General features: G+C 53.9%; 22 protein-coding genes. 18 read left to right on the top strand and 4 right to left on the bottom strand.

The window, feature by feature from the left end; translation table 11 throughout:
- Positions 1-23 precede the first annotated feature (23 nt).
- The 6 genes from ssb (at position 24) to tcuB (ending at position 8,096) form a co-directional block, all read left to right on the top strand.
- The gene (gene ssb, locus AMM03_RS06640; RefSeq protein ID WP_090129759.1) at positions 24-521 is read left to right on the top strand and encodes a single-stranded DNA-binding protein; all 498 of its coding nucleotides are present in this window, start codon (positions 24-26) and stop codon (positions 519-521) included.
- Between the two features lie 113 nt (positions 522-634).
- A complete protein-coding gene (locus tag AMM03_RS06635) occupies positions 635-1,717 on the top strand; it encodes an efflux RND transporter periplasmic adaptor subunit (protein WP_090129757.1) in 1,083 nt (360 codons plus the stop codon).
- Positions 1,704-5,003 (top strand): efflux RND transporter permease subunit, encoded by a 3,300-nt coding sequence (locus AMM03_RS06630; protein ID WP_090129755.1) that lies wholly within the window; start codon positions 1,704-1,706, stop codon positions 5,001-5,003. The genes AMM03_RS06635 and AMM03_RS06630 overlap by 14 nt, the downstream gene beginning before the upstream one ends.
- Entirely contained in the window at positions 5,000-5,227 is a 228-nt protein-coding gene (locus tag AMM03_RS06625) for a YgaP family membrane protein (RefSeq protein WP_090129753.1), read from the top strand. Before AMM03_RS06630 ends, AMM03_RS06625 begins: the two co-directional genes overlap by 4 nt.
- Before the next feature lie 185 nt (positions 5,228-5,412).
- On the top strand, positions 5,413-6,903 hold the full coding sequence (gene tcuA, locus AMM03_RS06620; protein WP_090129751.1) for an FAD-dependent tricarballylate dehydrogenase TcuA: 1,491 nt from the start codon (positions 5,413-5,415) through the stop codon (positions 6,901-6,903).
- An 11-nt stretch (positions 6,904-6,914) separates the two neighbouring features.
- Positions 6,915-8,096: a tricarballylate utilization 4Fe-4S protein TcuB gene (gene tcuB / locus AMM03_RS06615; RefSeq protein WP_090129750.1), complete on the top strand. Its 1,182-nt coding sequence runs from the start codon at positions 6,915-6,917 to the stop codon at positions 8,094-8,096.
- Between the two features lie 15 nt (positions 8,097-8,111).
- On the opposite strand, the gene mnmA is transcribed toward tcuB, so the two are convergent.
- Positions 8,112-9,230, bottom strand: a complete 1,119-nt coding sequence (mnmA, locus tag AMM03_RS06610; protein WP_090129748.1) for a tRNA 2-thiouridine(34) synthase MnmA — start codon at positions 9,228-9,230, stop codon at positions 8,112-8,114.
- Positions 9,231-9,275: 45 nt separating this feature from the next.
- Between mnmA and AMM03_RS06605 the strand changes: the two genes are divergently transcribed.
- Positions 9,276-10,022, top strand: a complete 747-nt coding sequence (locus tag AMM03_RS06605; protein ID WP_228764595.1) for a lytic transglycosylase domain-containing protein — start codon at positions 9,276-9,278, stop codon at positions 10,020-10,022.
- A 21-nt stretch (positions 10,023-10,043) separates the two neighbouring features.
- Here the strand turns inward: AMM03_RS06605 and AMM03_RS06600 are convergent, their stop codons facing one another.
- Positions 10,044-10,535, bottom strand: a complete 492-nt coding sequence (locus AMM03_RS06600; RefSeq protein WP_090129745.1) for an NUDIX hydrolase — start codon at positions 10,533-10,535, stop codon at positions 10,044-10,046.
- 131 nt (positions 10,536-10,666) lie between these two features.
- Between AMM03_RS06600 and AMM03_RS06595 the strand changes: the two genes are divergently transcribed.
- Together AMM03_RS06595 and AMM03_RS06590 are read left to right on the top strand one after the other, a co-directional pair.
- Positions 10,667-12,352, top strand: coding sequence for a long-chain-fatty-acid--CoA ligase (locus tag AMM03_RS06595; protein ID WP_090129743.1), 1,686 nt, complete (start codon positions 10,667-10,669; stop codon positions 12,350-12,352).
- Positions 12,339-13,067: a 5'-methylthioadenosine/adenosylhomocysteine nucleosidase gene (locus AMM03_RS06590; protein ID WP_090129741.1), complete on the top strand. Its 729-nt coding sequence runs from the start codon at positions 12,339-12,341 to the stop codon at positions 13,065-13,067. The genes AMM03_RS06595 and AMM03_RS06590 overlap by 14 nt, the downstream gene beginning before the upstream one ends.
- Positions 13,068-13,097: 30 nt before the next feature.
- On the opposite strand, the gene corA is transcribed toward AMM03_RS06590, so the two are convergent.
- A complete protein-coding gene (corA, locus tag AMM03_RS06585) occupies positions 13,098-14,084 on the bottom strand; it encodes a magnesium/cobalt transporter CorA (protein WP_090129740.1) in 987 nt (328 codons plus the stop codon).
- 300 nt (positions 14,085-14,384) lie between these two features.
- Here corA and AMM03_RS06580 point away from each other — a divergent pair, with 300 nt between their 5' ends.
- From AMM03_RS06580 to hprK, 4 genes are all read left to right on the top strand, one after another.
- On the top strand, positions 14,385-15,614 hold the full coding sequence (locus AMM03_RS06580) for an MFS transporter (RefSeq protein WP_090129738.1): 1,230 nt from the start codon (positions 14,385-14,387) through the stop codon (positions 15,612-15,614).
- A gap of 174 nt (positions 15,615-15,788) precedes the next feature.
- Positions 15,789-16,118 carry a ribosome hibernation-promoting factor, HPF/YfiA family gene (gene hpf / locus AMM03_RS06575; RefSeq protein ID WP_090129736.1) on the top strand — a complete coding sequence of 110 codons (330 nt, stop codon included), beginning with the start codon at positions 15,789-15,791 and terminating at the stop codon, positions 16,116-16,118.
- A 101-nt stretch (positions 16,119-16,219) separates the two neighbouring features.
- Complete coding sequence (locus AMM03_RS06570) at positions 16,220-16,681, top strand: PTS sugar transporter subunit IIA (RefSeq protein WP_090129735.1); 462 nt, start codon at positions 16,220-16,222, stop codon at positions 16,679-16,681.
- Positions 16,682-16,717: 36 nt separating this feature from the next.
- On the top strand, positions 16,718-17,662 hold the full coding sequence (hprK, locus tag AMM03_RS06565; protein WP_090129733.1) for an HPr(Ser) kinase/phosphatase: 945 nt from the start codon (positions 16,718-16,720) through the stop codon (positions 17,660-17,662).
- A 47-nt stretch (positions 17,663-17,709) separates the two neighbouring features.
- Here the strand turns inward: hprK and fur are convergent, their stop codons facing one another.
- Positions 17,710-18,132 carry a ferric iron uptake transcriptional regulator gene (gene fur / locus AMM03_RS06560; RefSeq protein ID WP_090130697.1) on the bottom strand — a complete coding sequence of 141 codons (423 nt, stop codon included), beginning with the start codon at positions 18,130-18,132 and terminating at the stop codon, positions 17,710-17,712.
- 104 nt (positions 18,133-18,236) lie between these two features.
- Here fur and AMM03_RS06555 point away from each other — a divergent pair, with 104 nt between their 5' ends.
- The 5 genes from AMM03_RS06555 (at position 18,237) to leuS (ending at position 23,560) form a co-directional block, all read left to right on the top strand.
- Entirely contained in the window at positions 18,237-18,842 is a 606-nt protein-coding gene (locus AMM03_RS06555) for an outer membrane protein assembly factor BamE (RefSeq protein WP_228764594.1), read from the top strand.
- A gap of 8 nt (positions 18,843-18,850) precedes the next feature.
- Positions 18,851-19,687, top strand: coding sequence for a 4-hydroxy-tetrahydrodipicolinate reductase (gene dapB / locus AMM03_RS06550; protein ID WP_090129731.1), 837 nt, complete (start codon positions 18,851-18,853; stop codon positions 19,685-19,687).
- A 13-nt stretch (positions 19,688-19,700) separates the two neighbouring features.
- Positions 19,701-20,345, top strand: coding sequence for a MotA/TolQ/ExbB proton channel family protein (locus AMM03_RS06545; RefSeq protein ID WP_090129729.1), 645 nt, complete (start codon positions 19,701-19,703; stop codon positions 20,343-20,345).
- A gap of 8 nt (positions 20,346-20,353) precedes the next feature.
- On the top strand, positions 20,354-20,794 hold the full coding sequence (locus AMM03_RS06540; RefSeq protein ID WP_090129727.1) for an ExbD/TolR family protein: 441 nt from the start codon (positions 20,354-20,356) through the stop codon (positions 20,792-20,794).
- A 93-nt stretch (positions 20,795-20,887) separates the two neighbouring features.
- Entirely contained in the window at positions 20,888-23,560 is a 2,673-nt protein-coding gene (gene leuS, locus AMM03_RS06535) for a leucine--tRNA ligase (RefSeq protein ID WP_090130692.1), read from the top strand.
- Positions 23,561-23,573 lie beyond the last annotated feature (13 nt).

The raw sequence follows: 23,573 nt of genomic DNA, 5'->3' as shown, positions 1-23,573 counted from the left end.
CAAGCGTTTTCAAGGAAAAAAAGATGGCTTCAGTCAATAAAGTAATTCTGATCGGCAACTGTGGCCGTGACCCCGAAATTCGTTACCTGCCCTCGGGTCAGGCCGTGGCCAATGTCAGCATTGCCACCACCAGCCGCCGCAAAGACCGCACCTCTGGCGAAACTGTCGAAGACACCCAGTGGCACCGCGTCACTTTCTACGATCGGCTGGCCGAAATCGCTGGCGAGTACGTCAAAAAGGGCCGTCCTATTTATGTGGAAGGTCGTCTGAAGTACGGCAAATACACCGACCAAGCCGGCGTCGAAAAGAACACGGTCGACATCATTGCCACCGAACTTCAATTGTTGGGTGGTCGTGAAGGTATGGGCGCTCCTAGCGGTGGCGATGAAGACGGTAGCGCACCCGCTCGCCGTCCTGCTGCAGCCCCTCGTCCTGCGGCCAGTGCCCCGGTCAATCGCCCAGCGGCGGCTGCCAAGCCTGCCAGTGGTTTTGACGACATGGACGACGACATTCCTTTTTAAGCGCCATCCGCATCTAAAAAAAGTCAAAAGCCTGCCCGAGTTGCAGGCTTTTTTGTAAGCTCTTGTATACCCCATGGGGTATATGTTAAGATGCCATTTTGGTTGGAGACGACATGAAAAAGAGATTTGTAAACGCATCACGCCGTTCGCTGTTAAATGCCACGTTGGCCGTTGGCTTAGGTCTTGGCGTGACGTCAAGCTTTTCGCAAACGACCGCTGCAGCTGTTGGCCCCGCTGTAAAAGTTGTGGCAATTGGCCAAAAGTCTGTTGCCAATTACAGCGACATTGATGGTGTGGTCGAAGCCGTCATGCAAAGCACCTTGTCGTCTCAAATTCCTGGCCGAGTGCTCAGCTTGAACGTCAAAGCAGGAGATCGGGTCAAAGCGGGCCAAGTGTTGGCAACTATCGACGATAGAGAAACACAAACGGGCGTGCTTCGAAGCCAAGCACAATTGCAGCAAAGCGATGCAGAGTTGCGCCAACTTCAAATTGCATTGAAGCGCACACAAGAATTGAAAACACAGGGCTTTGTCAGTTCTGCAGCACTCGATTTGGCGGAGGCTCAATACAAAGCAGCTCAAGCAGGCCGTGACAGCGCCGGTGCTGCATCAGCTCAGGCCAAAGTGACGCAGACCTTTTCCAAAATAACAGCGCCCTACGACGCTTGGGTTTTAGAAACATCTGTACAAGCAGGCGATTTGGCCATGCCTGGCAAACCGCTTATGACCGTCTACGCGCCACAACCCTTGCGTGTTGTCGTGCAATGGCCTGCGTCGCAAAAAAATGCATTGCCAAAATTGAATGACATTCAAATTCAGTCAGGTACAGAAACCATCAAGCCTGTGGCGATGCAAATCATGCCCAACGCCGATGGCATCAGTCAAACCATTGGCATCAAATTAGATTTGCCACGAACAGGCGTTGCCGTCAATGCATCTCCAGGTCAGCAAGTTCAGGTTCGAATTGCCGGTGCATTGCAAGCCAAAGGTTTGGCGCCCAAATCGGCCATCTTGCGCAGGGGCGAAATTACGGCTGTCTATGTTGCCCAAGACAATGGATTTGCCATGAAGTTGGTGCGATTGGGTGCAGACCATGGCAGCGCCGGTGTGGAGATTTGGGCGGGACTCAAAGACGGCGACTTGATTGCCGTGGATGCGGTACAAGCAGGCATGAGAGGCGCACATGTCGCCAAATAATTTGCCCCCTAAGGCGTCTGAGCATCAGCCGCAGCATCAAACGGACACGAGTCACTTTGGCTTTGCAGGTCAACTGGCCGCCAAGTTTCAAAACAACGCACTGACGCCTTTGCTGGCCATCGTGGCCTTGCTCATGGGTTTGTTTGCAGTCTTGGTCACGCCGCGCGAAGAAGAGCCACAAATCAATGTGACCATGGCCAATGTGCTGATACCGTTTCCGGGTGCCAGCAGCGAAGATGTTCAAAACAAAGTTGCAAGACCTGCCGAACAAGTGCTGGGTCAAATTGCGGGTATTGAGCACACCTATTCTGTGTCGCGACCTGGCATGGCGGTGTTGACGGTGCAATTCCAAGTGGGCGTGCCGCGCACAGATGCCTTGGTACGTTTGTACGATGTGCTCAACGCCAATCAAAATTGGTTGCCGCGTGACCTCGGCACCTTGACACCCATTGTGAAACCCAAAGGCATTGACGATGTGCCTGTCTTGGCTGTTACTTTGTGGGGCAAAGATGCGCCTTCAGCTTTAGAGTTAGAGCGCGTGGCGCGCAGCCTCGAAATGGACTTGAAGCAAGTCAAAGGCACTCGAGAAGTTCAAACCATTGGCGGACCGGGTCGTGCGGTCCAAGTCAACCTCAATCCCACACGTTTGCGCGAACGTGGCCTCGATTTGTTAGGTGTGCAAGCTGCATTGGCGGGTGCTAATACCATTGCGCCGTCTGGCCAGGTAATGAATTCCAACAACACCTCCGGTCAACGCATCAACATTGAAACTGGTAACTTTTTTGAATCGGCAAAGGATGTGGCCGATGTGGTGGTGGGTGTCCATGCAGGCAAGCCCATCTACTTGAAAGAAGTGGCGCAAATTGAAGAGGGTGCGCAACAAGCACAGCAATACGTGAGCTACTTGCCGGGTACGTCGCAAGTCGATTTGAAGGGACAGATGTACCCTGCAGTCACTTTGACCGTGACCAAAAAGCCAGGTGAAAACGCAGTCGATGTGGCCCGTGCGGCGCGCGCGCGCGTGGATCAAATGCGCAACACCGTGTTGCCGCAAGGCATTGAAGCCACCATCACACGCGACTATGGCGAAACCGCTGCCGAAAAAGCCAACAAGCTGATTCAGAAGTTGGCCTTTGCCACAGCCTCGGTCATTTTGTTGGTAGGTTTGGCACTGGGCAAAAGAGAAGCCGTGATTGTGGGCGGCGCTGTCATCTTGACCTTGACCGCCACCTTGTTTGCCAGCTGGGCCTGGGGCTTCACACTCAACCGAGTGAGCTTGTTTGCGCTGATATTCTCGATTGGTATTTTGGTGGACGATGCCATTGTGGTGGTGGAAAACATTCACCGTCATCAACAGTTGTTTCCAGGTAAATCACTCAAAGAAATTATTCCTGAGGCTGTGGATGAAGTAGGCGGCCCCACCATTCTGGCCACGCTGACTGTGATTGCGGCCTTATTGCCTATGGCTTTTGTGTCAGGCCTCATGGGCCCCTACATGAGCCCCATTCCCATTAACGCCAGCTTAGGCATGGCCTTGTCTTTGTTGATTGCCTTCACCGTCACGCCTTGGTTGGCATTGAAGTGGATGAAGTCGCATCATGGTGGGAACGCTCATGCAGCATCGCATGAGACATCGCACACATCTGCCACTGGCTTTGCGGCGCGTTTGCCTGAATTGTTTGGCCGCATTTTGCGCCCCTTCCTAAACAGCAGCCGCCAGCGCTGGAAACTGTTGGGCGGCATCTTGTTGGCCATGGCCCTGTCAGTGGGCTTGGCGGGTGTGCAGTGGGTTATTTTGAAAATGCTGCCCTTTGACAACAAGAGCGAATTTCAAGTGGTGGTCGACATGCCGGCGGGCACCCCCTTAGAAAATACCGCGTCTGCTTTGCAAGAGATGGGCACCTTCTTAGCGCAGCAAAAAGAAGTCTTGGATGTGCAGTCGTATGCCGGTACCGCCAGCCCCATCACCTTCAACGGTTTGGTGCGCCAATATTATTTGCGCGCCGATGCCGAGCAAGGTGACTTGCAGGTTAACTTGGTCGACAAAACCCAACGCTCTGAAAAGAGCCACGCCATTGCACAGCGCCTTCGTCCGGCGTTAGAAAAAATTGCGGCTTCGCACGGTGCCAACATCAAGGTGGTGGAAGTGCCGCCTGGCCCACCCGTGATGAGTCCGCTGGTGGCCGAAATTTATGGCCCCGATGAAGCGGGTCGTCAGGCCTTGGCAGCCAACGTGGCCAAAGCCTTTGCCAAAACGCCAGGCATTGTGGGCGTGGACACGTCTCTCAAGGCCGATGCGCCAAGGCAATGGTTGCAAGTGCGCACCCAACGTGCCGAAACACTGGGCATACCTGTCAGTGCCATCGCGCGAACTGTGCAGGGCAGCTTGCAAGGAATCGATGCCACCTATATGCGCAATGACAGCAGCAAAATGCCTGTGCCAGTGCGATTGCAACTGCCATTGCAATCGCAGGTGGGTTTGAAAGATGTGTTGGCCATGCCCATGCGCGCGGCCAATGGTCAACTCGTCCCATTGTCTGAGTTGGTCGAAATCAAAACGGAAGTGATTCAAAAACCGCTGTTCACCAAAGACTTGCTGCCCGTGAGTTATGTGATGGGCGACATGGCCGGTTCACAAGATTCGCCACTCTATGGCCTCTTTGGCATTCGTGCCAACATGAAAGAGGCGGCACTGCCAGGCCAAGGTGAGTTGGGTGAGTACTGGATTCAACAACCCAATGACACCTACCGCGAGTACGCTGTGAAGTGGGATGGCGAATCGCAAATCACTTACGAAACATTCCGCGACATGGGCGCCGCCTATGGCGTGGGTTTGATCTTGATTTATTTGCTAGTGGTGGCGCAGTTCAAGAGCTACCTCACGCCCTTGGTCATCATGGCGCCCATTCCGCTCACCATGATTGGGGTGATGCCTGGCCACGCATTGTTGAATGCACAGTTCACGGCCACTAGCATGATTGGCATGATTGCTTTGGCCGGCATCATTGTGCGCAACTCCATCTTGTTGGTCGACTTCATTGAGTTGCAAGTAGCGCAAGGCATGGACTTCAAAGAAGCCGTCATTCAATCGGCCGCTGTGCGTGCCCAGCCCATTGTGCTGACGGGCCTGGCCGCCATGATTGGTGCGTTCTTTATTTTGGACGACCCCATCTTCAACGGCTTGGCCGTGTCCCTCATCTTTGGCATTTTGGTGTCTACCTTGCTCACGCTGGTGGTCATTCCTGTCCTCTATTTTTCGTTGTTTAAACCAAAGGAGTCTGTATGACTGTTGAACGTTACATCCGCGTCATTGCTGGATTATTTATCATGATCTCGCTGGCATTGGGCATTGAAGGCAGCCCCCTGTTTGTCAGTTCTTGGGCTTTGGCATTCACCGCATTTGTGGGCGCCAATTTGTTTCAATTTGGATTTAGCAATACTTGCCCTATGGGCTGGATTTTGCGCAAGATGGGTGTGCCTGATGCTGCGCCTTGCAGCACACAAAGTTAATCCGATCTTAAAGAGCCCACAAAAAAGCCGCCTATGTTGAGGCGGCTTTGGCTCGTAACACATACAAAATGATGCAAGGCAAGTTATATTGACATCGTTATTTATTTCGGCCTGATTGATTTTCATCTACTCGTTGTGAGTGGCTGTTCACTGAGTAAGAGGGCTGTGAACAGGAATTTCAAACAATGACGGTAGATGTATTGGTAATCGGCGGTGGCAATGCTGCTTTGAGTGCCGCCCTGATGGCAAAAGAAGCAGGTGTCAGCGTCATGGTGTTGGAGTCAGCGCCGCGTGAATGGCGTGGTGGCAATTCCATGCACACGCGAAATTTGCGTTGCATGCACGACGCACCTCAAGATGTGTTGGTCGAGGCCTACCCTGAAGAAGAGTTTTGGCAAGACTTGCTCAAAGTTACCGGCGGCCTCACGGACGAGCACATGGCGCGCTTGGCGATTCGCCACTCGCACCATTGCCGGCCTTGGATGGTCAAGCATGGCGTGCGTTTCCAGCCGTCTTTGTCAGGTGCATTGCACACTGCGCGCACCAACGCATTTTTCATGGGCGGTGGCAAAGCCCTCATCAACGCGTATTACCGAAGCGCCGAAAAACTGGGTGTTCAAATTCATTACAACGCCGAGGTCAATGAACTCGAGATAGAAAATGGTGTGTTCAAAGCAGCGCTGGTGAAGCACAAGTCACCGCAAGGTGAAGTTTTGCGCACCGAGCGCATCACCGCCAAAGCTTGCGTGATGGCGGCGGGTGGTTTTGAGTCCAACATTCCTTGGCTCAAAGAAGCTTGGGGTCAAAATGCCCAAGGCGAATACCCAGCAGACAACTTCCTCATTCGTGGTACCAAATTCAACCAAGGCACATTGCTCAAGCACTTGCTTGAGCGCGGCGCCGATCAAATTGGCGACCCCACGCAAGCGCACATGGTGGCCATCGATGCGCGCGCCCCTCTTTACGACGGTGGCATTTGCACGCGCATCGACTGCGTGTCTTTGGGTGTGGTGGTCAACAAAAACGCCGAACGCTTCTACGATGAAGGTGAAGATTTCTGGCCCAAGCGCTATGCCATTTGGGGCCGTTTGGTGGCGCAGCAACCAGGACAAATTGGCTATTCCATTACAGATGCCAAAGCCGTCGGCCGATTCATGCCCCCCGTGTTTGAAGGCACTGTGGCGCAAACGCTGCCCGAGTTGGCACAAAAGTTGGGCTTGAATGTCGACACCTTCATGGCCACATTGAATGCCTACAACCAAGCGTGTGTGCCGGGCCATTTTGATCACACCGTGCTTGACGATTGCCACACAGAAGGCGTCACGCCTGCCAAAACACACTGGGCCTTGCCACTCGATACGGCGCCTTTTTATGCCTACCCCGTCAAGCCTGGCATTACTTTCACTTACCTTGGTCTAAAGACCGACGAAACCACTGCGGTCAGGTTCAATGACCAAGCCAGCCCCAACTTGTTTGTGTCTGGCGAAATGATGGCCGGCAATGTCTTGGGCAAGGGCTACACCGCAGGTGTCGGCATGACCATTGGCACCGCGTTTGGCAGAATCTCTGGCGAGCAAGCTGCGCGGGCAGTTTTGGGCACTCCTGCCACTGTGCCCACCTTGGCACAAAAAGTCATGCAAGGCACCGCCGATCAAGACACCCCTGTGTCTGCTTGAAAAGAATCACCATGCAAACACTTCAGCAACTCACACAAGAAGCCCAAGCTTTGGCGCGCGGTGAAATTGTTTTAACAGCTTCAGAAAAGGAAGTTGCAAGGCAACTTCAAATTTGCAATGGTTGCCGCTATTGCGAAGGATTTTGTGCCGTCTTTCCCGCCATGACACGGCGTTTGGAATTTGGCAAAGCCGACATTCATTACATGGCCAATTTGTGCCACAGTTGCGGCGCGTGCTTGCATGCGTGTCAGTATGCACCGCCACATGAATTTGCCATCAATGTGCCCAAGGCCATGGCCACTGTTCGTGGTCAGACGTACTCCGATTACGCATGGCCACCTGTCATGGGTCAGTTATATCAACGCAACGGTTTGACCTTGTCACTGGCCGTAGCAGCCAGCCTGACCTTGTTCATGTTGTTGGCATTGCAACTCAATGGCACCTTGTGGGGGCCGCTGGCAGAAAACCAGGCCCAAGGTTTTTACGCCATTTTTCCGCACAACCTCATGGTGAGTTTGTTTGCACCTGTGTTCTTGTGGGCGGTGTTAGCGCTCGGTATAGGCGTTAGAAAGTTTTGGCGTGACGTGACACCCGCCACCAGTGGCGCTCCCTTGAGCACCCCCGCAGCAGCCGAAGCAACGCATGACGCCCTCAAGTTGAAATACTTGGGCGGTGGCCATGGCGATGGTTGCAACAACGAAGACGATGCCTTTACCCTGGCACGCAAACGCATGCACCATTTCACCTTCTACGGTTTCATGCTTTGCTTTGCCGCCACCAGCGTTGCCACCTTGTACCACTACGTGCTTGGTTGGTCCGCGCCTTACGACTTCACCAGCCTGCCCAAAATCTTGGGCACAGTGGGCGGCATTTCATTGACCATTGGCACCTTCGGTTTGTGGCGTCTTAATTTGGCGCGCAACCCCAATCATGGTGATCTTCAGCAGCGTCCCATGGAACGTGGTTTCATTGCATTGCTGTTCTTAATTGGCGTGACGGGTCTGGCCCTCATGTTGTCTAGAAATACAGCTGCGATGCCCTCATTGCTGGCTTTGCATTTGGGCTTGGTGATGGCGCTTTTCTTAACTTTGCCCTATGGCAAATTTGCACATGGCATTTTTAGGACCGCCTCGCTGCTGCGCTTTGCTGTTGAAAAAAGACAGCCCAGCAAGCTGGCGCTGGGCAGTGACTAGTCTGCCCGAAATGACTTAGGCCAAAGTGGTGGCTGAATTAATGACGCCACCACCTAGGCAAACTTCGCCGTCATACACAACAGCGCTTTGTCCGGGCGTCACGGCCCATTGGTTTTCATTGAAGGCCAATGAAAATTCTGCTGTTGCCGATGAAGCCAAATCGCACACAGCATCCGCTTGGCGATAGCGAGTTTTGGCTGCATAGCGGCCTGTAGCAGGCGCTGCGCCTGAACACCAGCTGGCATCGGCAGCTTCCAGTTGCGGCGATAACAGCCAAGGATGGTCATGACCTTGCACCACCCATAAAATGTTGTTGGCCATGTCTTTGCGCGCAACAAACCAGGGGGTGTGCTCGCCGCCACCGCGCTGCGCACCTTTTTCTTTGATGCCGCCAATGCCCAAACCTTGGCGCTGCCCCAGCGTGTAAAAACTCAATCCGACATGCTTGCCAATGGTTCGCCCGCTAGGGTCTTTGATGGGGCCAGGTTCTTTGGAGATGTAGCGGTTTAAAAAATCGCGGAAAGGTCTTTCGCCAATAAAGCAGATGCCTGTGGAATCTTTTTTCTTGGCATTGGGCAGGCCAATCTCTTCGGCTATTTGGCGCACTTGAGTTTTAAGCAATTCGCCAACTGGAAATAAAGTTTTCGACAATTGCGCTTGGTTCAAGCGATGTAAAAAGTAACTTTGGTCTTTGCTGTTGTCCAAGCCTTTGAGCAATTCGTGCAGGCCCGTTGCTTCGTTCAATCGAACTCGCGCGTAATGGCCCGTGGCTATTTTTTCAGCACCCACGTGCATGGCGTGGTCTAAGAAAGATTTGAATTTGATTTCGGCATTGCACAGAATGTCGGGGTTGGGTGTTCGTCCCCCTTGGTATTCGCGCAAAAACTCTGCAAACACCCGATCTTTGTAATCGGACGCAAAGTTGACGTGTTCAATTTCAATGCCCACCACATCGGCCACCGCTGCCGCATCGACAAAGTCAATGTTGGAAGAGCAAAACTCGCTGTCGTCGTCATCTTCCCAATTTTTCATGAAAATGCCGACCACCTCGTGGCCTTGCTTTTTCAGTAAATGGGCAGTCACGGCCGAGTCGACGCCGCCAGACAATCCCACAACAATTCGGTGATGTTTCATAAGCCCAATTATCCCTTGAACTAAATATCTATACTTGCAAGCATCATGTTGCCCGATTCAAACTCGTCCGCCTTGGCCAAAGTTCAAGCCGCCATCCTCAATTTTTTGCGGGATGTCGGCAGGGGCGTGTTCACCTTGACCCACAGTGGTTTGGCCATGTTGGGCTTGGTCGTGGTGCTGTCCTTGGGCCTTGCGGTGCTCCGCCCCGATGTATTGGCACAAACCGAATCGACGGTCTATGAGTGGCTGCGCAGTCGCCAGTTCAGCTTGTGGTGGGAGCCCCAAAATACCGCCGACCGGGCCACCGCCACCGACCTCAAAGACATTCCGCGCAAACAAGCCGCTGTGGCCGCATGGCTGGCGACCAAATACAGGGTAGCGCCGGAGCCCATTGCCGCTTTGGTGTCTGAGGCCTATGTCTTGTCAGAGTCGACCAAAATCAAGCCGCATTTGATTTTGGCCGTCTTGGCCATCGAATCGAGTTTTCATCCCTACGTCCAAAGCCCAGCAGGCGCGCAAGGCTTGATGCAAGTGATGACCGACATTCACATTCAAAAATATGAAAAGTACGGTGGCAGGTTGGCGGCCTTTGACCCATTGACCAATTTACGCGTCGGCACCAAAGTGCTGCACGAGTACATCAAGCTCAAGGGTGGCATTGAAGAAGGCTTGCTCTTTTATTTGGGCGGTGATGCCCTGCAAAGCGACACAGGCTATGTGGCCAAAGTATTGGCCGAACAGGCCAAGTTAGACCAAGTGGCTGCAGGCGAAAAGGTCAGTACCCAGCCTTGAGTCAAACCCGACTGGCCAAGCTTAAATCTTCCAAACAGACAAATCGGTGTGAATGAGGTCCATTGGAAAGCGCTGGCCTTTGGCGTGGTCTTCAATGCATTGCAAAACCAGGGGGCTGCGGTGCCTTTCAGCGCAGGCCCGCACTTCTTCTAAGCTGAGCCACAAAACGCGCACGATGCCTTGGTCTAGGGCTTGATCTTCAATCTGATTTGAAACGGGCCCCGAAAAGGCAAAACGGAGATACGTGATTTCTTCTGCGGCAAGGCCATTTTTGGCTTCCCGGTGAAATCTGGATTGGTAAACGCCGACCAAATGTTGGGGCTGAAACGGGTGTGCCGTTTCTTCTAGGCATTCACGCGCGCAAGCTTCAATGAGTGACTCTCCCGGGTCGAGGTGGCCAGCAGGGTTGTTAAGGCGCAGGCCTTCTTGGGTATGTTCTTCAATCAGCAGGTAGCGGCCGTCTTTTTCGACAATGGCGGCTACCGTGACACTGGGACTCCAACGATCACTCATATTTCAGAATACAAAAATAGGTTTCATCGACTTTGATAAATCTAGCAAGCCATACAGAACTAAAGGTTTATACAGCACAATAGCAAACATTGTAAGGATTGTAAGTTTTCAAGCACAGGGGGCAGTGAAGAATGACCGAAACGCGCATTTGGCTAAGCAGCTACCCGGAGGGTGTGCCTGCTGAAATAGATTCATCACAGTACGACTCTTTGGTCAGTTTGATGGAGGAAAGTTTCTCCAAATACGCTGACCGAACAGCTTACAGTTTCATGGGCCAAAACATCGGTTACCAAGAAACCGATGCCAAAAGCCAAGCCTTTGCTGCGTACCTCCAATCACTGGGCTTAGAGAAGGGCGACCGCGTTGCCATCATGATGCCCAACGTGCCGCAGTACCCGGTTGCTGTGGCTGCTATCTTGCGTGCCGGTTTGGTCGTCGTCAATGTCAATCCGCTTTACACACCGCGCGAACTTGAACACCAACTCAAAGACTCTGGTGCCAAAGCCATTGTCATCATTGAAAACTTTGCCATCACACTGCAAAAGTGCATGGCACAAACCCAAGTGAAGCACGTGGTGCTGTGCGCCATGGGTGACATGCTCAGCATGCCCAAGGGCGCTGTGGTCAACTTCGTGGTTCGCAATTTCAAGAATTTGGTGCCCGAATTTTTCTTGCCTGGCGCTGTGAAGTTCAATCAAGCCCTCCGTCGCGGCCAACGCGTCAAGTTTGTCAAACCCGTTGTGAACAGCGACGACATTGCTGTCTTGCAATACACAGGTGGCACCACAGGTGTGTCCAAGGGTGCCGTGCTTTTGCATCGCAATGTGATCGCCAATTTGTTGCAATCAGAAGCTTGGAACGATCCCGTCATGAAACGGGTGCCAGCCAACGAGCAACCCACGTCGGTGTGCGCTTTGCCGCTGTATCACATCTTTGCATTTACTGTGAACATGATGTTGGGCCTGCGCACAGGCGGCAAAAACATTTTGATTCCCAACCCACGCGATTTGCCAGCGGTGTTGAAAGAGTTATCCAAACAAACCTTTCACAGTTTTCCTGCAGTCAATACCTTGTTCAACGGTTTGGCCAATCACCCTGACTTTGACAAAGTCAATTGGAAAAACCTCAAGGTGTCGGTGGGTGGCGGCATGGCGGTGACCAGCGCAGTGGCCGCCTTGTGGTTGCAAAAAACCGGCTGTCCTATTTGCGAAGGTTATGGATTGTCCGAGACCAGTCCGTCGGCCAGTTGCAACCCCACCACCAGTACGCAATTTACAGGCACCATTGGTGTTCCTTTGCCCAGTACTTCCATGAAGTTACTAGACGATGAGGGCAATGAAGTGACCGAGTTGGGTCAGCCTGGCGAAATTGCCATCAAGGGACCACAAGTCATGGCGGGCTATTGGCAGCGCCCTGATGAAACGGCTCGTTGCATGACACCCGATGGGTATTTCAAATCAGGTGACATTGGCATTCGCGATGCGAGAGGTTTTTTCAAAATTGTCGATCGCAAGAAAGACATGATCCTAGTCAGTGGCTTCAACGTCTACCCCAACGATGTCGAAGAAACAGTTTCCTTGTGCCCAGGCGTTTTAGAGTGCGCAGCGGTGGGTGTGCCTGACGAAAAAACAGGCGAAGCTGTCAAGTTGGTCATTGTCAAAAAAGACCCTTCACTGACAGAGAGCGCAGTGCGAGAGTATTGCCGCGCCAACATGACAGGCTACAAACAACCCAAGCTCATTGAGTTCAAAACAGAACTCCCGAAAACTGCGGTAGGCAAAATCTTGCGCCGCGAATTGCGTGATGCACCTAAGTGATCGCGCGCCAAGCATTGCCCTGATGGGGGCAATGCAAGAAGAGTTGTCCGCTGTTCTGGCACTCATGCAAGATGCCAATTGCGAAACAGTGGCAGGCCGCCATTTTTGGCACGGCCATCTCCATGGCCATTCAGTGGTGGCGGTGTTGTCTGGCATTGGCAAAGTGGCCGCCGCTATCACAGCCACGGTCCTCATTGAAAAGTATCAAGTCCAAAAAATCTTGTTCACGGGTGTAGCAGGCGGCTTAGCGCGCCACGTCAAGATTGGTGATGTGGTGGTCGGTGCAGCGCTGCTGCAGCACGACATGGACGCTTCGCCTTTGTTCCCTCAGTACGAAGTGCCCTTGCTGGGCCGTGCACGTTTTGAAGCCGATAAGGACATGACGCAGTGTTTGATTGAAAGTGCCCAACAAGCCTTGCCTCAAGTCCAAGTGCATTCCGGCCTCATCATCAGCGGCGATCAATTTGTGTCCAGCGCATCTGAAAGCCAGCGCTTGCAAAAAGACATTTCAGATGCTTTGGCCGTTGAGATGGAAGGTGCCGCGCTGGCGCAGGTGTGCCATGCGTATGGCATGCCTTTGGCGGTGGTGCGAACCTTGTCCGACCGTGCTGACGACGATGCGCACACCGACTTCACGCAGTTTGTGAAAGACGTGGCCAGTCCTTATAGCGCGGCGATTGTGTCTGAGTTTTTGAGGCGCCTGCCCAAAGCTTGAAGCGCCTCTGGTTGAAGCGCTTCAAAGCTTTTACTTCAACCAACCGCGCCTGCGGAAATACCACATCGGCACCACTGCACTTGCCACCATCAGGCACAGTGCATACGGATAGCCCCAAGTTTGCGACAACTCGGGCATGTACTGAAAGTTCATGCCGTACAAGCTGGCAATGAGCGTGGGCGGCAACAATGCCACACTGGCCACCGAGAAGATCTTGATGATCTTGTTCTGGTTGATGTTGATGAAACCGACGGTGGCGTCCATCAAGAAGTTGATCTTTTCAAACAAGAACTCGGTGTGTGAGTCGAGCGAGTCAATGTCGCGCAAAATTTGTCGCGCTTCCTCAAACTGCTCGGCATTCAGCATCTTGCTGCGCATCATGAAGCTCACCGCGCGGCGGGTGTCCATCACGTTGCGGCGAATGCGGCCGTTCAAGTCTTCTTGGCGCGCAATGGCGCCAAGCACTTCACCGGCCATGGCGTCGGTCACGTCGCCTGACAGCACCAGCTTGCCAGCCGTTTCTAACTTGTCGTAAATGTTTTCCAAGGTGTCGGCAGAGTACTCGGCGTCGGCATCAAACAACTTCAACAAAACTTCTTTGGCGTCTTCCAGAAGGCCGGGGGCACGGCGTGCGCGCAAGCGCAGCAAACGAAACACGGGCACGTCTTCGTCGTGAATGGAGAACAACACACCGCGGCTGCGTAAGTCGGCATTGTGTTGGTTCAAGATGAAAGCACAGCGAACCGTCCGCGGCTCGTCTTCGTCGGCAATCAAGAAGTCTGAGCGAATGTGCAACTCGCCATTGTCTTCTTCGTAAAAGCGCGCAGATTCCTCGATGTCCTCGTCCATCGCATCTTCTGGAATGGACAGGCCGTAGTATTGTTTGATCCAGCGTTTTTCGTCCAAGGTGGGCGATTCAAGGTCCACCCAAATAGGCTGGAACTTAGACAGCTCTTCCAGAGATTCAATCTCTTCCTGGACGAGTCGGCCGTTGGCCAATGTAAAGATGTTGAGCATGGCAGATCTCCTTCAGCCCCAAATAATTCGGGGGGCCAAGTGTTCGATAAGGCGGCAATGGGGGCAAGCAGCTTTCGAACGACTGGCATGGCTACAGCAGGGTGTGTAGCAAAGAGACCATCTCATTCGAAAGCTACCAACTAGGGTGGCTTTCCACGGAGCAAACTCCAAAATAATGATGGGTCGGATTATGGCACCGAATCGGCGCTGTGCGGTATCTACCGTCTAGAGGGACTTCTTGCATGAAGTCATCAAGGTGATGGCGCGAATGATAGAGTCAGTGGTTCAGGAAAACCATTTATGACCACTCATTTGTCGCCCAAGCGCGAACGCTGGCTGCTGTTCACTTTGGCCGGCATCCAATTTACCAGTGTGCTTGATTTCATGATCATGATGCCGCTGGGCCCACAACTCACCCAACTCTTCAGTATTTCTGCAGGGGAGTTTGGATTTTTGGTGTCGGCCTATACCTTCTCGGCCGGCCTTTCTGGCTTGCTGGCCGCCACTTACATCGACCGCTTTGGCCGCAAGCGCATGATGCTGACTTTGTACCCCTTGTTTGGTGCAGCGGCCTTGGCCTGTAGCTTGGCGCCTTCCTATGCTTGGCTGATCGTGGCCCGCATCGCCTCCGGTTTTTTTGGCGGCGTTTTGATGGCCATCTCCCAGACCATCGTGGCCGAAGTCATTCCATTTGACAGACGTGGCCGGGCCATGAGTGTGGTCATGACCTCTTTCTCTGTTGCCACGGTGGCGGGTGTGCCCTTGGCGCTTTTCCTGGTCTCGCATTTCAATTGGCATGCGCCGTTTTTGGCCATCGCTGGCATGGTCGCCTTCTTGGTGGTCGTTGCCTTCAATACCTTGCCCAGCCTCAAGGGCCATTTGCAAGTCCAGGCGGCAGGAGATGCGGCGGTGGGTTTGTTCGCCAATTTGCGCTCGGTGCTGGTCGATCCCAACCACCTCAGAGCATTTGCCATGTCGGTCAGCATGGTTTTTGCTGGCTTTGTGGTGGTGCCTTACATCACGATTTATTTGCAAGACAATGCGGGCTTTAAAACCGAAGACATTCCCTATGTGTATTTGTTTGGTGGTGTCGCCACCCTCATTTCTGCGCGCTTGATTGGCCTTTGGTCAGACCGTGCAGGAAAGGCCCATGCCTTTCGCCGTTTGGCGCTGCTGATGCCGCTGCCCCTGCTGGCCATGACCTTGTCTGCGGGCTTGCCTCAATGGGCCGTCCTGGTCATTTCATCGGTGTTGTTCGTGGTCATGAGTGGGCGCATGATTCCTGGCATGGCGCTCATTGGCGCCTCTGCCGATCCACGCCGACGTGGCAGCTTCATGACCCTGAATTCAGCGGTTCAATCCTTGTCGATGGGTTTGGCGGCGATGGTGGGGGGACAAATATTGGGCAGAGATGGCGCGGGTAACCTGACCTATTACTGGGCGGCTGCGCTCATCGGCGGCAGTGCCAGTTTGTTGAGCTTTGTCATGGCTTCCAAACTCAGACTTCATGGGGCTAACCCAGCTTCTTGAAGTGCTTCAGGATGGGAATTTATCAGCTTTTCTCTTAAAAAAGCGGACTACTTGATGATTTCAGAGGGTTTATGCAGCTTGGCTTGCTTTTACGCGAGGCCAGGCGCATAGTGGATTCAACCCATCCCCCAAAAGGGGTGGTTGTTTAACCGAGAGTACATCAGGAGGCTTTTTATGAATTTGACAATCAGTGGTCACCACCTCGAAGTCACGCCAGCCCTCAGAAGCTACGTCACAGGCAAGTTAGACCGAATCACTCGACATTTTGATCAGGTGGTGGATGTGAAAGTTTTGCTCACGGTTGAAAAGCAAAAAGAGAAAGAAAAGCGCCAACGCGCAGAGTGCAATATCCATGTCAAAGGAAACGACCTGTTTGCGGAAAGTGCCCACGAAGATTTGTATGCCGCCGTGGACGATCTGGTCGACAAATTGGACCGCCAAGTGGTGAAGCACAAAAACCGCATCACTGACCATCACCACATCGCGCCCAAGCGCATGATGTGAAGTAAAGCATTCCTTTTTGTAACAAAGAAGACAGCCGCACCCTAGGGTGCGGTTTTTTTATTGGGGTTGCCCCTAACATGGGTGCATAATCCGCCCTCGATATGAACAGACTTGCAAACATCCTTCCCGTTGAACAAGTTCTGGTGGGCGTTGACGCCACCAGCAAGAAGCGCGCTTTTGAAGAGGCGGGCTTGTTGTTTGAGAATTTGCACGGTCTTTCTAGGGCGCTGGTCACAGACAGCTTGTTTGCGCGAGAGCGTTTGGGCTCGACCGGTTTGGGCCACGGCGTGGCCATTCCCCATGGCCGCATCAAGGGCCTCAAGTCGCCCATGGCCGCTGTTTTTCAGCTGGCGCAAAGCATTGGCTTTGATGCGCCCGACGAGCAGCCCGTCAAAATTTTGATCTTTTTGTTGGTGCCCGAGGCGGCCACCCAAAAACACTTAGAAATTCTGTCTGAAATTGCCGAGCTGCTCAGCAATGCTTCCGTGCGCGATGGCATGCTGGTGAGCCCCACGGCCCAAAGCCTGCATGCGCTCATTGCCCACTGGGCCCCTGCAAACTGACCCCCCGCATTAGCCTATCAACAAGTTGAGGTTGCGATGAAGCCTACCGCCGTCAGTGCCGACGCACTGTTTGAAGACCACCGAGGCAAACTCAAGTGGCAGTGGATCGCGGGCCTTGGCGCCTCAGAGCGCCGGTTTGACGAAGTCGCCGTTCGCGCCGCTAGGTCTGGCGCCGATTTGGTGGGCTATTTGAATTACATCCACCCTTACCGCGTTCAAATTTTGGGCGAACGCGAAGTGGCCTATTTGGTTCGCGGCAACGAAGAAGACTGCGTGCGCCGGGTCTCACGGATCGTGACTTTGGAGCCGCCAGTCTTGGTCTTGGCCGACGGACAAACCGCGCCTGAGGCATTGTTGAGGGTTTGTGAACGTGCCCAGATCCCCATGTTTGCGACACCTGAGTCTTCGGCTTTCGTGATCGATGTGTTGCGTGCCTATCTGTCAAAACACTTTGCCGACCGCACCACCATGCACGGTGTGTTCATGGACATTTTGGGCTTGGGCGTCTTGATCACGGGTGAATCTGGCCTGGGAAAAAGCGAGTTGGGCCTCGAATTGATTTCGCGGGGCAACGGCTTGGTGGCAGACGATGCCGTCGATTTATTCCGCATCAACCAAACCACCATTGAGGCGCGCTGCCCCGAGCTCTTACAAAACTTGCTGGAGGTGCGCGGCATTGGCTTGTTGGACATTCGGGCCATTTTTGGAGAAACCGCGGTACGCCGCAAAATGCGCCTGAAACTCATTGTGCATTTGGTCAGACGCGAAAACTTTGAGCGCGATTACGAGCGAATTCCGAGTGAGCCCCTGATGCAGGATGTGCTGGGCATTCCCGTACTCAAGGTGGTCATTCAGGTGGTGGCTGGCCGCAACATTGCTGTGTTGGTAGAGGCTGCGGTTCGCAACACCATTTTGCAAATGCGCGGCATTGACACTTACCAAGACTTCATGCAACGCCAGCGTTTGGCCATGGGCAACTGAGCCCAACAAAGTGCCGCGTTACTCAGGTGCCGTTACTTAGGTGCCGTTTAGGCAGAGTTTCTGTGTGGGCAAGGTTTGCGTGTGCAATGGGCGTACAAACTGAGGGCATGGTCGGCAATGACAAAGCCCTTGGCCAGCGCCACATCGTGCTGGCGCTTTTCAATTTCTGCGTCGTAGAACTCTTCCACTTTGCCGCAATCTAGGCAGACCATGTGGTCGTGGTGCTGCCCCTCGTTCAACTCATAAACCGCTTTGCCACTTTCAAAATGGTTGCGGCTTAGCAGCCCGGCCTGTTCAAACTGGGTTAGCACCCGGTAGACCGTGGCCAAGCCTATGTCGGCGTTGTCCTTGAGAAGGTGCTTGAAAACATCCTCCGCCGTCATGTGCCTTTGCAAGCCCTTTTGAAAGATCTCCAGAATCTTTTGTCGAGGAACAGTGGCTTTGAGTCCAGTGCTTTTAAGTTCGTCCATGAAAATTGGCTTGCAAATGAAAGAGAGGGGCTTTGGTGATTTTGACGCAACAGAGCCAAATGCTACCGCTACAATGACTTCATCATATGGCCTGCTGAGCATCCATGAACAAACAAACTCAAATTTCCCAGTCATTACACAGCCTTCTTGAAGGTCAATTCAGCGCTCTGCCCCATTCAGGCCTTGGCCTGCGCATGCTGTGTGTGCTTGGCCTCACTTGCTTGCTCAGTGCATGCAGTTTGCCGCGCTTCAACCTTCCATCGGCTGCAAGCTCTATCTTGTACATCCCCGAGGTGGTTCAGGGCAACTTTGTTTCCCGCGAACAAAAAGAATTCCTCAAGCCAGGGATGTCGCGTCAGCAGGTCAAAGAGGTTTTGGGTACGCCACTGGTCTCGAGCATCTTCCATGAGCAGCGCTGGGACTATGTCTTTACCATTCGTCGCCAGGGTGTGCCACCCCAAAGCTTCAGCTTGAATGTGTGGTTCAAAGGCGATGTACTGGACCGCATGACAGGCGATGAATTGCCCAGCGAAACCGAATTTGTAACCCAGTTGGTGGCCAAAAAAGAAGCCCCCAAAGTGCCTGAACTTCAGGCCAAAGAAGAAGACCTTCGCAAATACCCTCCCCCCGTGCGCAAAGCCGAGCCAACTTCAAACCCTGCGCTTCCTTTGCCCAGTTCGTACCCCCCGCTTGAACCAGCCGCACGCTAAGCACGCCCATGACATCCCTTTCCTCACTTTCCAAAGGCACCGCTTCGCACGCCATTGCGGTCGCTGGCGCCTCTGGCCGCATGGGTCAAATGTTGATCGAGGCCATCAGTCAGTCTGACGACTGCCGTTTGTCTGGCGCTTTGGATTTGGCCACCAGCCCATCCGTTGGCGCCGATGCTGGCGCCTCAATGGGCAAGCCAAGTGGCATCTTAGTTACAGGCGACTTAAAGCGCGGCTTGCAAAACTCTCAGTACCTGATTGATTTCACCCGACCTGAAGGCACGCTGGCGCACCTCAAGGTCTGCCAAGCTTTGGGCGTCAAAGCGGTCATTGGTACCACCGGTTTTTCCGAAGCCGAAAAAGCCGAAATCAAAGCCATCTCCAAAGACATCGCCATTGTCATGGCCCCCAATATGAGCGTGGGCGTCAACGTCACACTCAAATTGCTCGAAATGGCCGCCAAAGCTTTGGCGACGGGCTACGACATCGAGATCATTGAAGCGCATCACCGTCACAAAGTGGATGCCCCTTCCGGTACCGCGCTCAAGATGGGTGAGGTCATTGCCGACGCTCTGGGCCGCGACCTTAAAGATTGCGCCGTGTATGCCCGCGAAGGCGTCACAGGTGAGCGCGATCCCTCCAGCATCGGCTTTGCCACCATTCGGGGCGGCGACATTGTGGGCGACCACACAGTCTTGTTTGCCGGTACGGGCGAGCGCATCGAGGTGACTCACAAGTCTTCAAGCCGTGCTACCTACGCCCAAGGCAGTTTGCGTGCAGTTCGCTTCTTGGCAAGCCAACAAAACGGCCTTTTCGACATGTTCGATGTCCTGTCTTTGAAGTAACCGGACCCGACGCATGAGCCTGCTGACTTTTTGGCTGCAAGGTGACTTTGTCACTCGCTTTGTGGCCATTGCTTTGTTGGCCATGTCGGTCGGCACTTGGGTGGTCATCCTCTGGAAGTTCAGTTTGCTTCGGCGCGTCAAGGCCGATGTGCTCCAATCGACTGCGGCTTTTTGGCAGGCTGCTCAGTTTGAAGATGCGCATTCGCGTGTGACCCAGTTCGATCGCGACCGCTCTGTTTTGCCCATGTTGGAGGCCACCTTGTTGCCTTTGGGGGGCACCTTGGCGGCATCTGGCGAACGCCAACACCAGCTGACCCGCGTGCTTCGTGACAGCCTGCAAAACACCCTCAACCGCCTGCAATGGGGCCAATTGTTGTTGGCCACCACGGGTGCAATTTCGCCATTCATCGGTTTGCTTGGCACAGTTTGGGGCATCTTCAACGCTTTGAGTGGCATGGCCGAAGTTGGTCAAATTACTTTAGACCGCGTGGCGGGGCCCGTGGGCGAGGCTTTGGTCATGACTGCAGCAGGACTGGCTGTGGCCATTCCCGCCGTGTTGGCTTACAACGTGTTTGGCCGCACTGTGTCCCAAATTGAGGTGGTGCTGGAAGGCTTTGCCCAAGATCTTTTGAACCTGCTCACAGGTCGCCAAAGTTAAGCATCGCCATGGCATTTGGTCGCTTTCCCAGAACGCCTCAGGCCAAGCCCTTTAGCGACATCAACGTCACGCCCCTGGTCGATGTCATGTTGGTCTTGTTGGTCATTTTTATCCTGACGGCCCCATTGCTTACCAGCGCCATCCGCCTCGACTTGCCTCAGTCGCAGGCGGCCCAAGCTGGTGAGGCGCCAGAGTCCATCAATCTCAGCCTCAGTTCGGCTGGCGAGATCTTTCTCAACGACAAGCCTATCACCCTAGAAGATTTGCCCAACGCCTTGAACCGCGTGGCCATTCAAAAACCCCAGGTCGAAGTTCAGCTCAGGGCTGATCAAGCGGTGCCTTATGGCCAAGTCTTGAATTTGATGGGTTTGGCGCAACAAGCTGGCCTGTGGCGCATTGGTTTTGTGACGGCGCCAGGTGCCCCCCAAGGTGCATCTCAAAGCCCCTGAGCCACTTAGTTTCTGACGGATTCAGTCAGATCCAGTCATTTGCACACTGTCAGAGGCATGAGCCCTCTGCAAACCCCTACAATTTGCACCATCATGCAAGACAAGTACAACCACCTCGAAGTTGAGCCCGCGGCGCAAAGCCAGTGGAACGCTCGCGATGCTTACCGCGTTACCGAAGACGCCAGCAAAAAGAAGTTTTACGCCTGCTCCATGCTGCCCTACCCCAGCGGCAAGCTGCACATGGGCCACGTGCGCAACTACACCATCAACGACATGCTCACGCGCTATTTGCGCATGAACGGCTACAACGTGCTCATGCCCATGGGCTGGGATGCGTTTGGTTTGCCCGCCGAAAATGCCGCTTTGAAGAACGGCGTACCGCCCGCCAAGTGGACCTACGAAAACATCGCTTACATGAAGAAGCAGATGCAGGCCATGGGCTTGGCCATCGACTGGAGCCGCGAGGTGGCCACGTGTGATGCCAGCTACTACAAGTGGAACCAGTGGTTGTTCTTGAAGATGTTAGAGAAGGGCGTGGCCTATCGCAAAACACAAGTCGTCAATTGGGACCCGATTGACCAAACCGTGTTGGCCAACGAACAAGTGATCGACGGCAAAGGCTGGCGCACTGGTGCGGTGGTTGAGAAGCGCGAAATTCCTGGCTATTACTTAAAGATCACAGACTACGCCGAAGAGTTGCTCGACTTTGTCACCGGCGACAAGTTGCCCGGCTGGCCCGAGCGCGTGAAGCTCATGCAAGAAAACTGGATTGGCAAATCCACCGGTGTGCGCTTTGCGTTCCCGCACGACATTCGCGGTGCCGACGGTCAGCTCATTCAAGACGGCAAGATGTATGTGTTCACCACACGTCCCGACACCATCATGGGCGTGACGTTTTGCGCGGTGGCACCTGAGCATCCTTTGGCAGCGCATGCAGCGCTCACGCAACCCGCCTTGGCCACTTTCATTGAAACCTGCCAAAAGGGCGGCACCACCGAAGCCGAGTTGGCTGTCAAAGAAAAAGAAGGCATGCGCACGGGCTTGTCCGTTACGCACCCGCTTACAGGCAAGCCTGTCGAAGTGTGGGTGGGCAACTATGTGCTCATGAGTTACGGTGATGGCGCCGTGATGGGCGTGCCAGCGCACGACGAGCGCGATTTTGCGTTTGCCCTCAAATACCAATTGCCCATTCAGCAAGTGGTGGCCTCCAAAGGCGTGACCTTCAGCCACACCGAATGGCACGATGGCTTTGGCGACAAAGTCAACGGCGTGTTGGTCAACTCTGGCCAATACGACGGCCTGAATTTCAAAGACGCTTTAGAAACGGTGGCTGCCGACTTGGCTGCCAAAGGTTTAGGCGAGAAGAAAACCACTTGGCGTCTGCGCGACTGGGGCATTAGCCGTCAGCGCTATTGGGGCACACCGATTCCAATCATCCATTGCGATGAACACGGCGCTGTGCCCGTGCCCGAAAAAGATTTGCCCGTGGTGCTTCCGCAAGATTGCATTCCCGATGGCTCAGGCAATCCGCTCAACAAACACGATGGCTTCCACGCTGGTGTAGTGTGTCCTGTCTGCGGCAAACCCGCGCGCCGCGAAACCGACACCATGGACACCTTTGTCGATTCGTCTTGGTACTTTATGCGCTATTGCGACCCCAAGAACACCGAGCAAATGGTGGCCGAGGGTGCCGACTACTGGATGCCGATGGACCAGTACATTGGTGGCATTGAGCACGCTATTTTGCACTTGCTCTATGCGCGCTTCTGGACCAAAGTCATGCGCGATTTGGGCTTGGTCAAAGTGGACGAGCCTTTCACCAAGTTGCTCACGCAAGGCATGGTGCTGAACCACATTTACTCGCGTCGCACCGACAAAGGTGGCAAGGATTATTTCTGGCCCCACGATGTGGAGCACGTGTTGGCCGACGACGGCAAAGTGATTGGCGCGCGTTTGAAAAACGCTGTGGGCGAATTGCCTGTGGGCACCGCCATCGATTACGAAGGCGTGGGCACCATGTCCAAGTCGAAAAATAATGGCGTCGATCCGCAAGACCTGATTGAAAAATACGGTGCAGATACGGCGCGTTTGTACACCATGTTTACTGCGCCCCCCGAAGCCACGTTGGAGTGGAACGATGCAGCCGTGGAAGGCAGCTACCGTTTTGTGCGCCGTGTTTGGAACTACGCGGTCAAAGTGGAAGGCGCATTGAAAGTGGGCTTGGGCGTTGACCGCTCGCAGCCCATCACCTTCAGTGCCGAGGCCAAGAAGTTGCGTCTCGAAATTCACTCGGTGCTGCGCCAAGCCAATTACGATTACGAGCGCATGCAATACAACACCGTGGTGTCGGCGCTCATGAAGATGCTCAACACGCTGGAAGATTCTCCGCTGTCTAATTCAAGCGATGTGAATGACAACGCGGCCCTGGCCGAGTGCTATTCCATCTTGCTGCGCGTGATGTACCCCGCCTGCCCACACCTGGCTTTCCAGTTGTGGAACGAGTTGGGCTATGGCGCAAGTCAAGGCGATTTGCTAGATACGGCTTGGCCCGGCGTAGACGAAACTGCATTGCAGCGCGACGAGATTGAACTCATGTTGCAAATCAATGGCAAGTTGCGTGGCTCGCTCACGGTACCTGCCAATGCAGACAAAGCTGCCATTGAACAAGCGGCTGCTTCGCATGAGCAAGTGACCAAACAAGGTGCTGGCGCTGTACCCAAGAAAATCATTGTGGTGCCTGGGCGTTTGGTCAACGTGGTTCTTTAAGTTCACTTGCGAA

The sequence above is a fragment of the Limnohabitans sp. Rim11 genome, from assembly GCF_001269365.1.
In the GTDB taxonomy this organism is placed as follows: Bacteria; Pseudomonadota; Gammaproteobacteria; order Burkholderiales; family Burkholderiaceae_C; genus Limnohabitans_A.
This window is presented reverse-complemented; position numbering and strand designations above follow the sequence as displayed.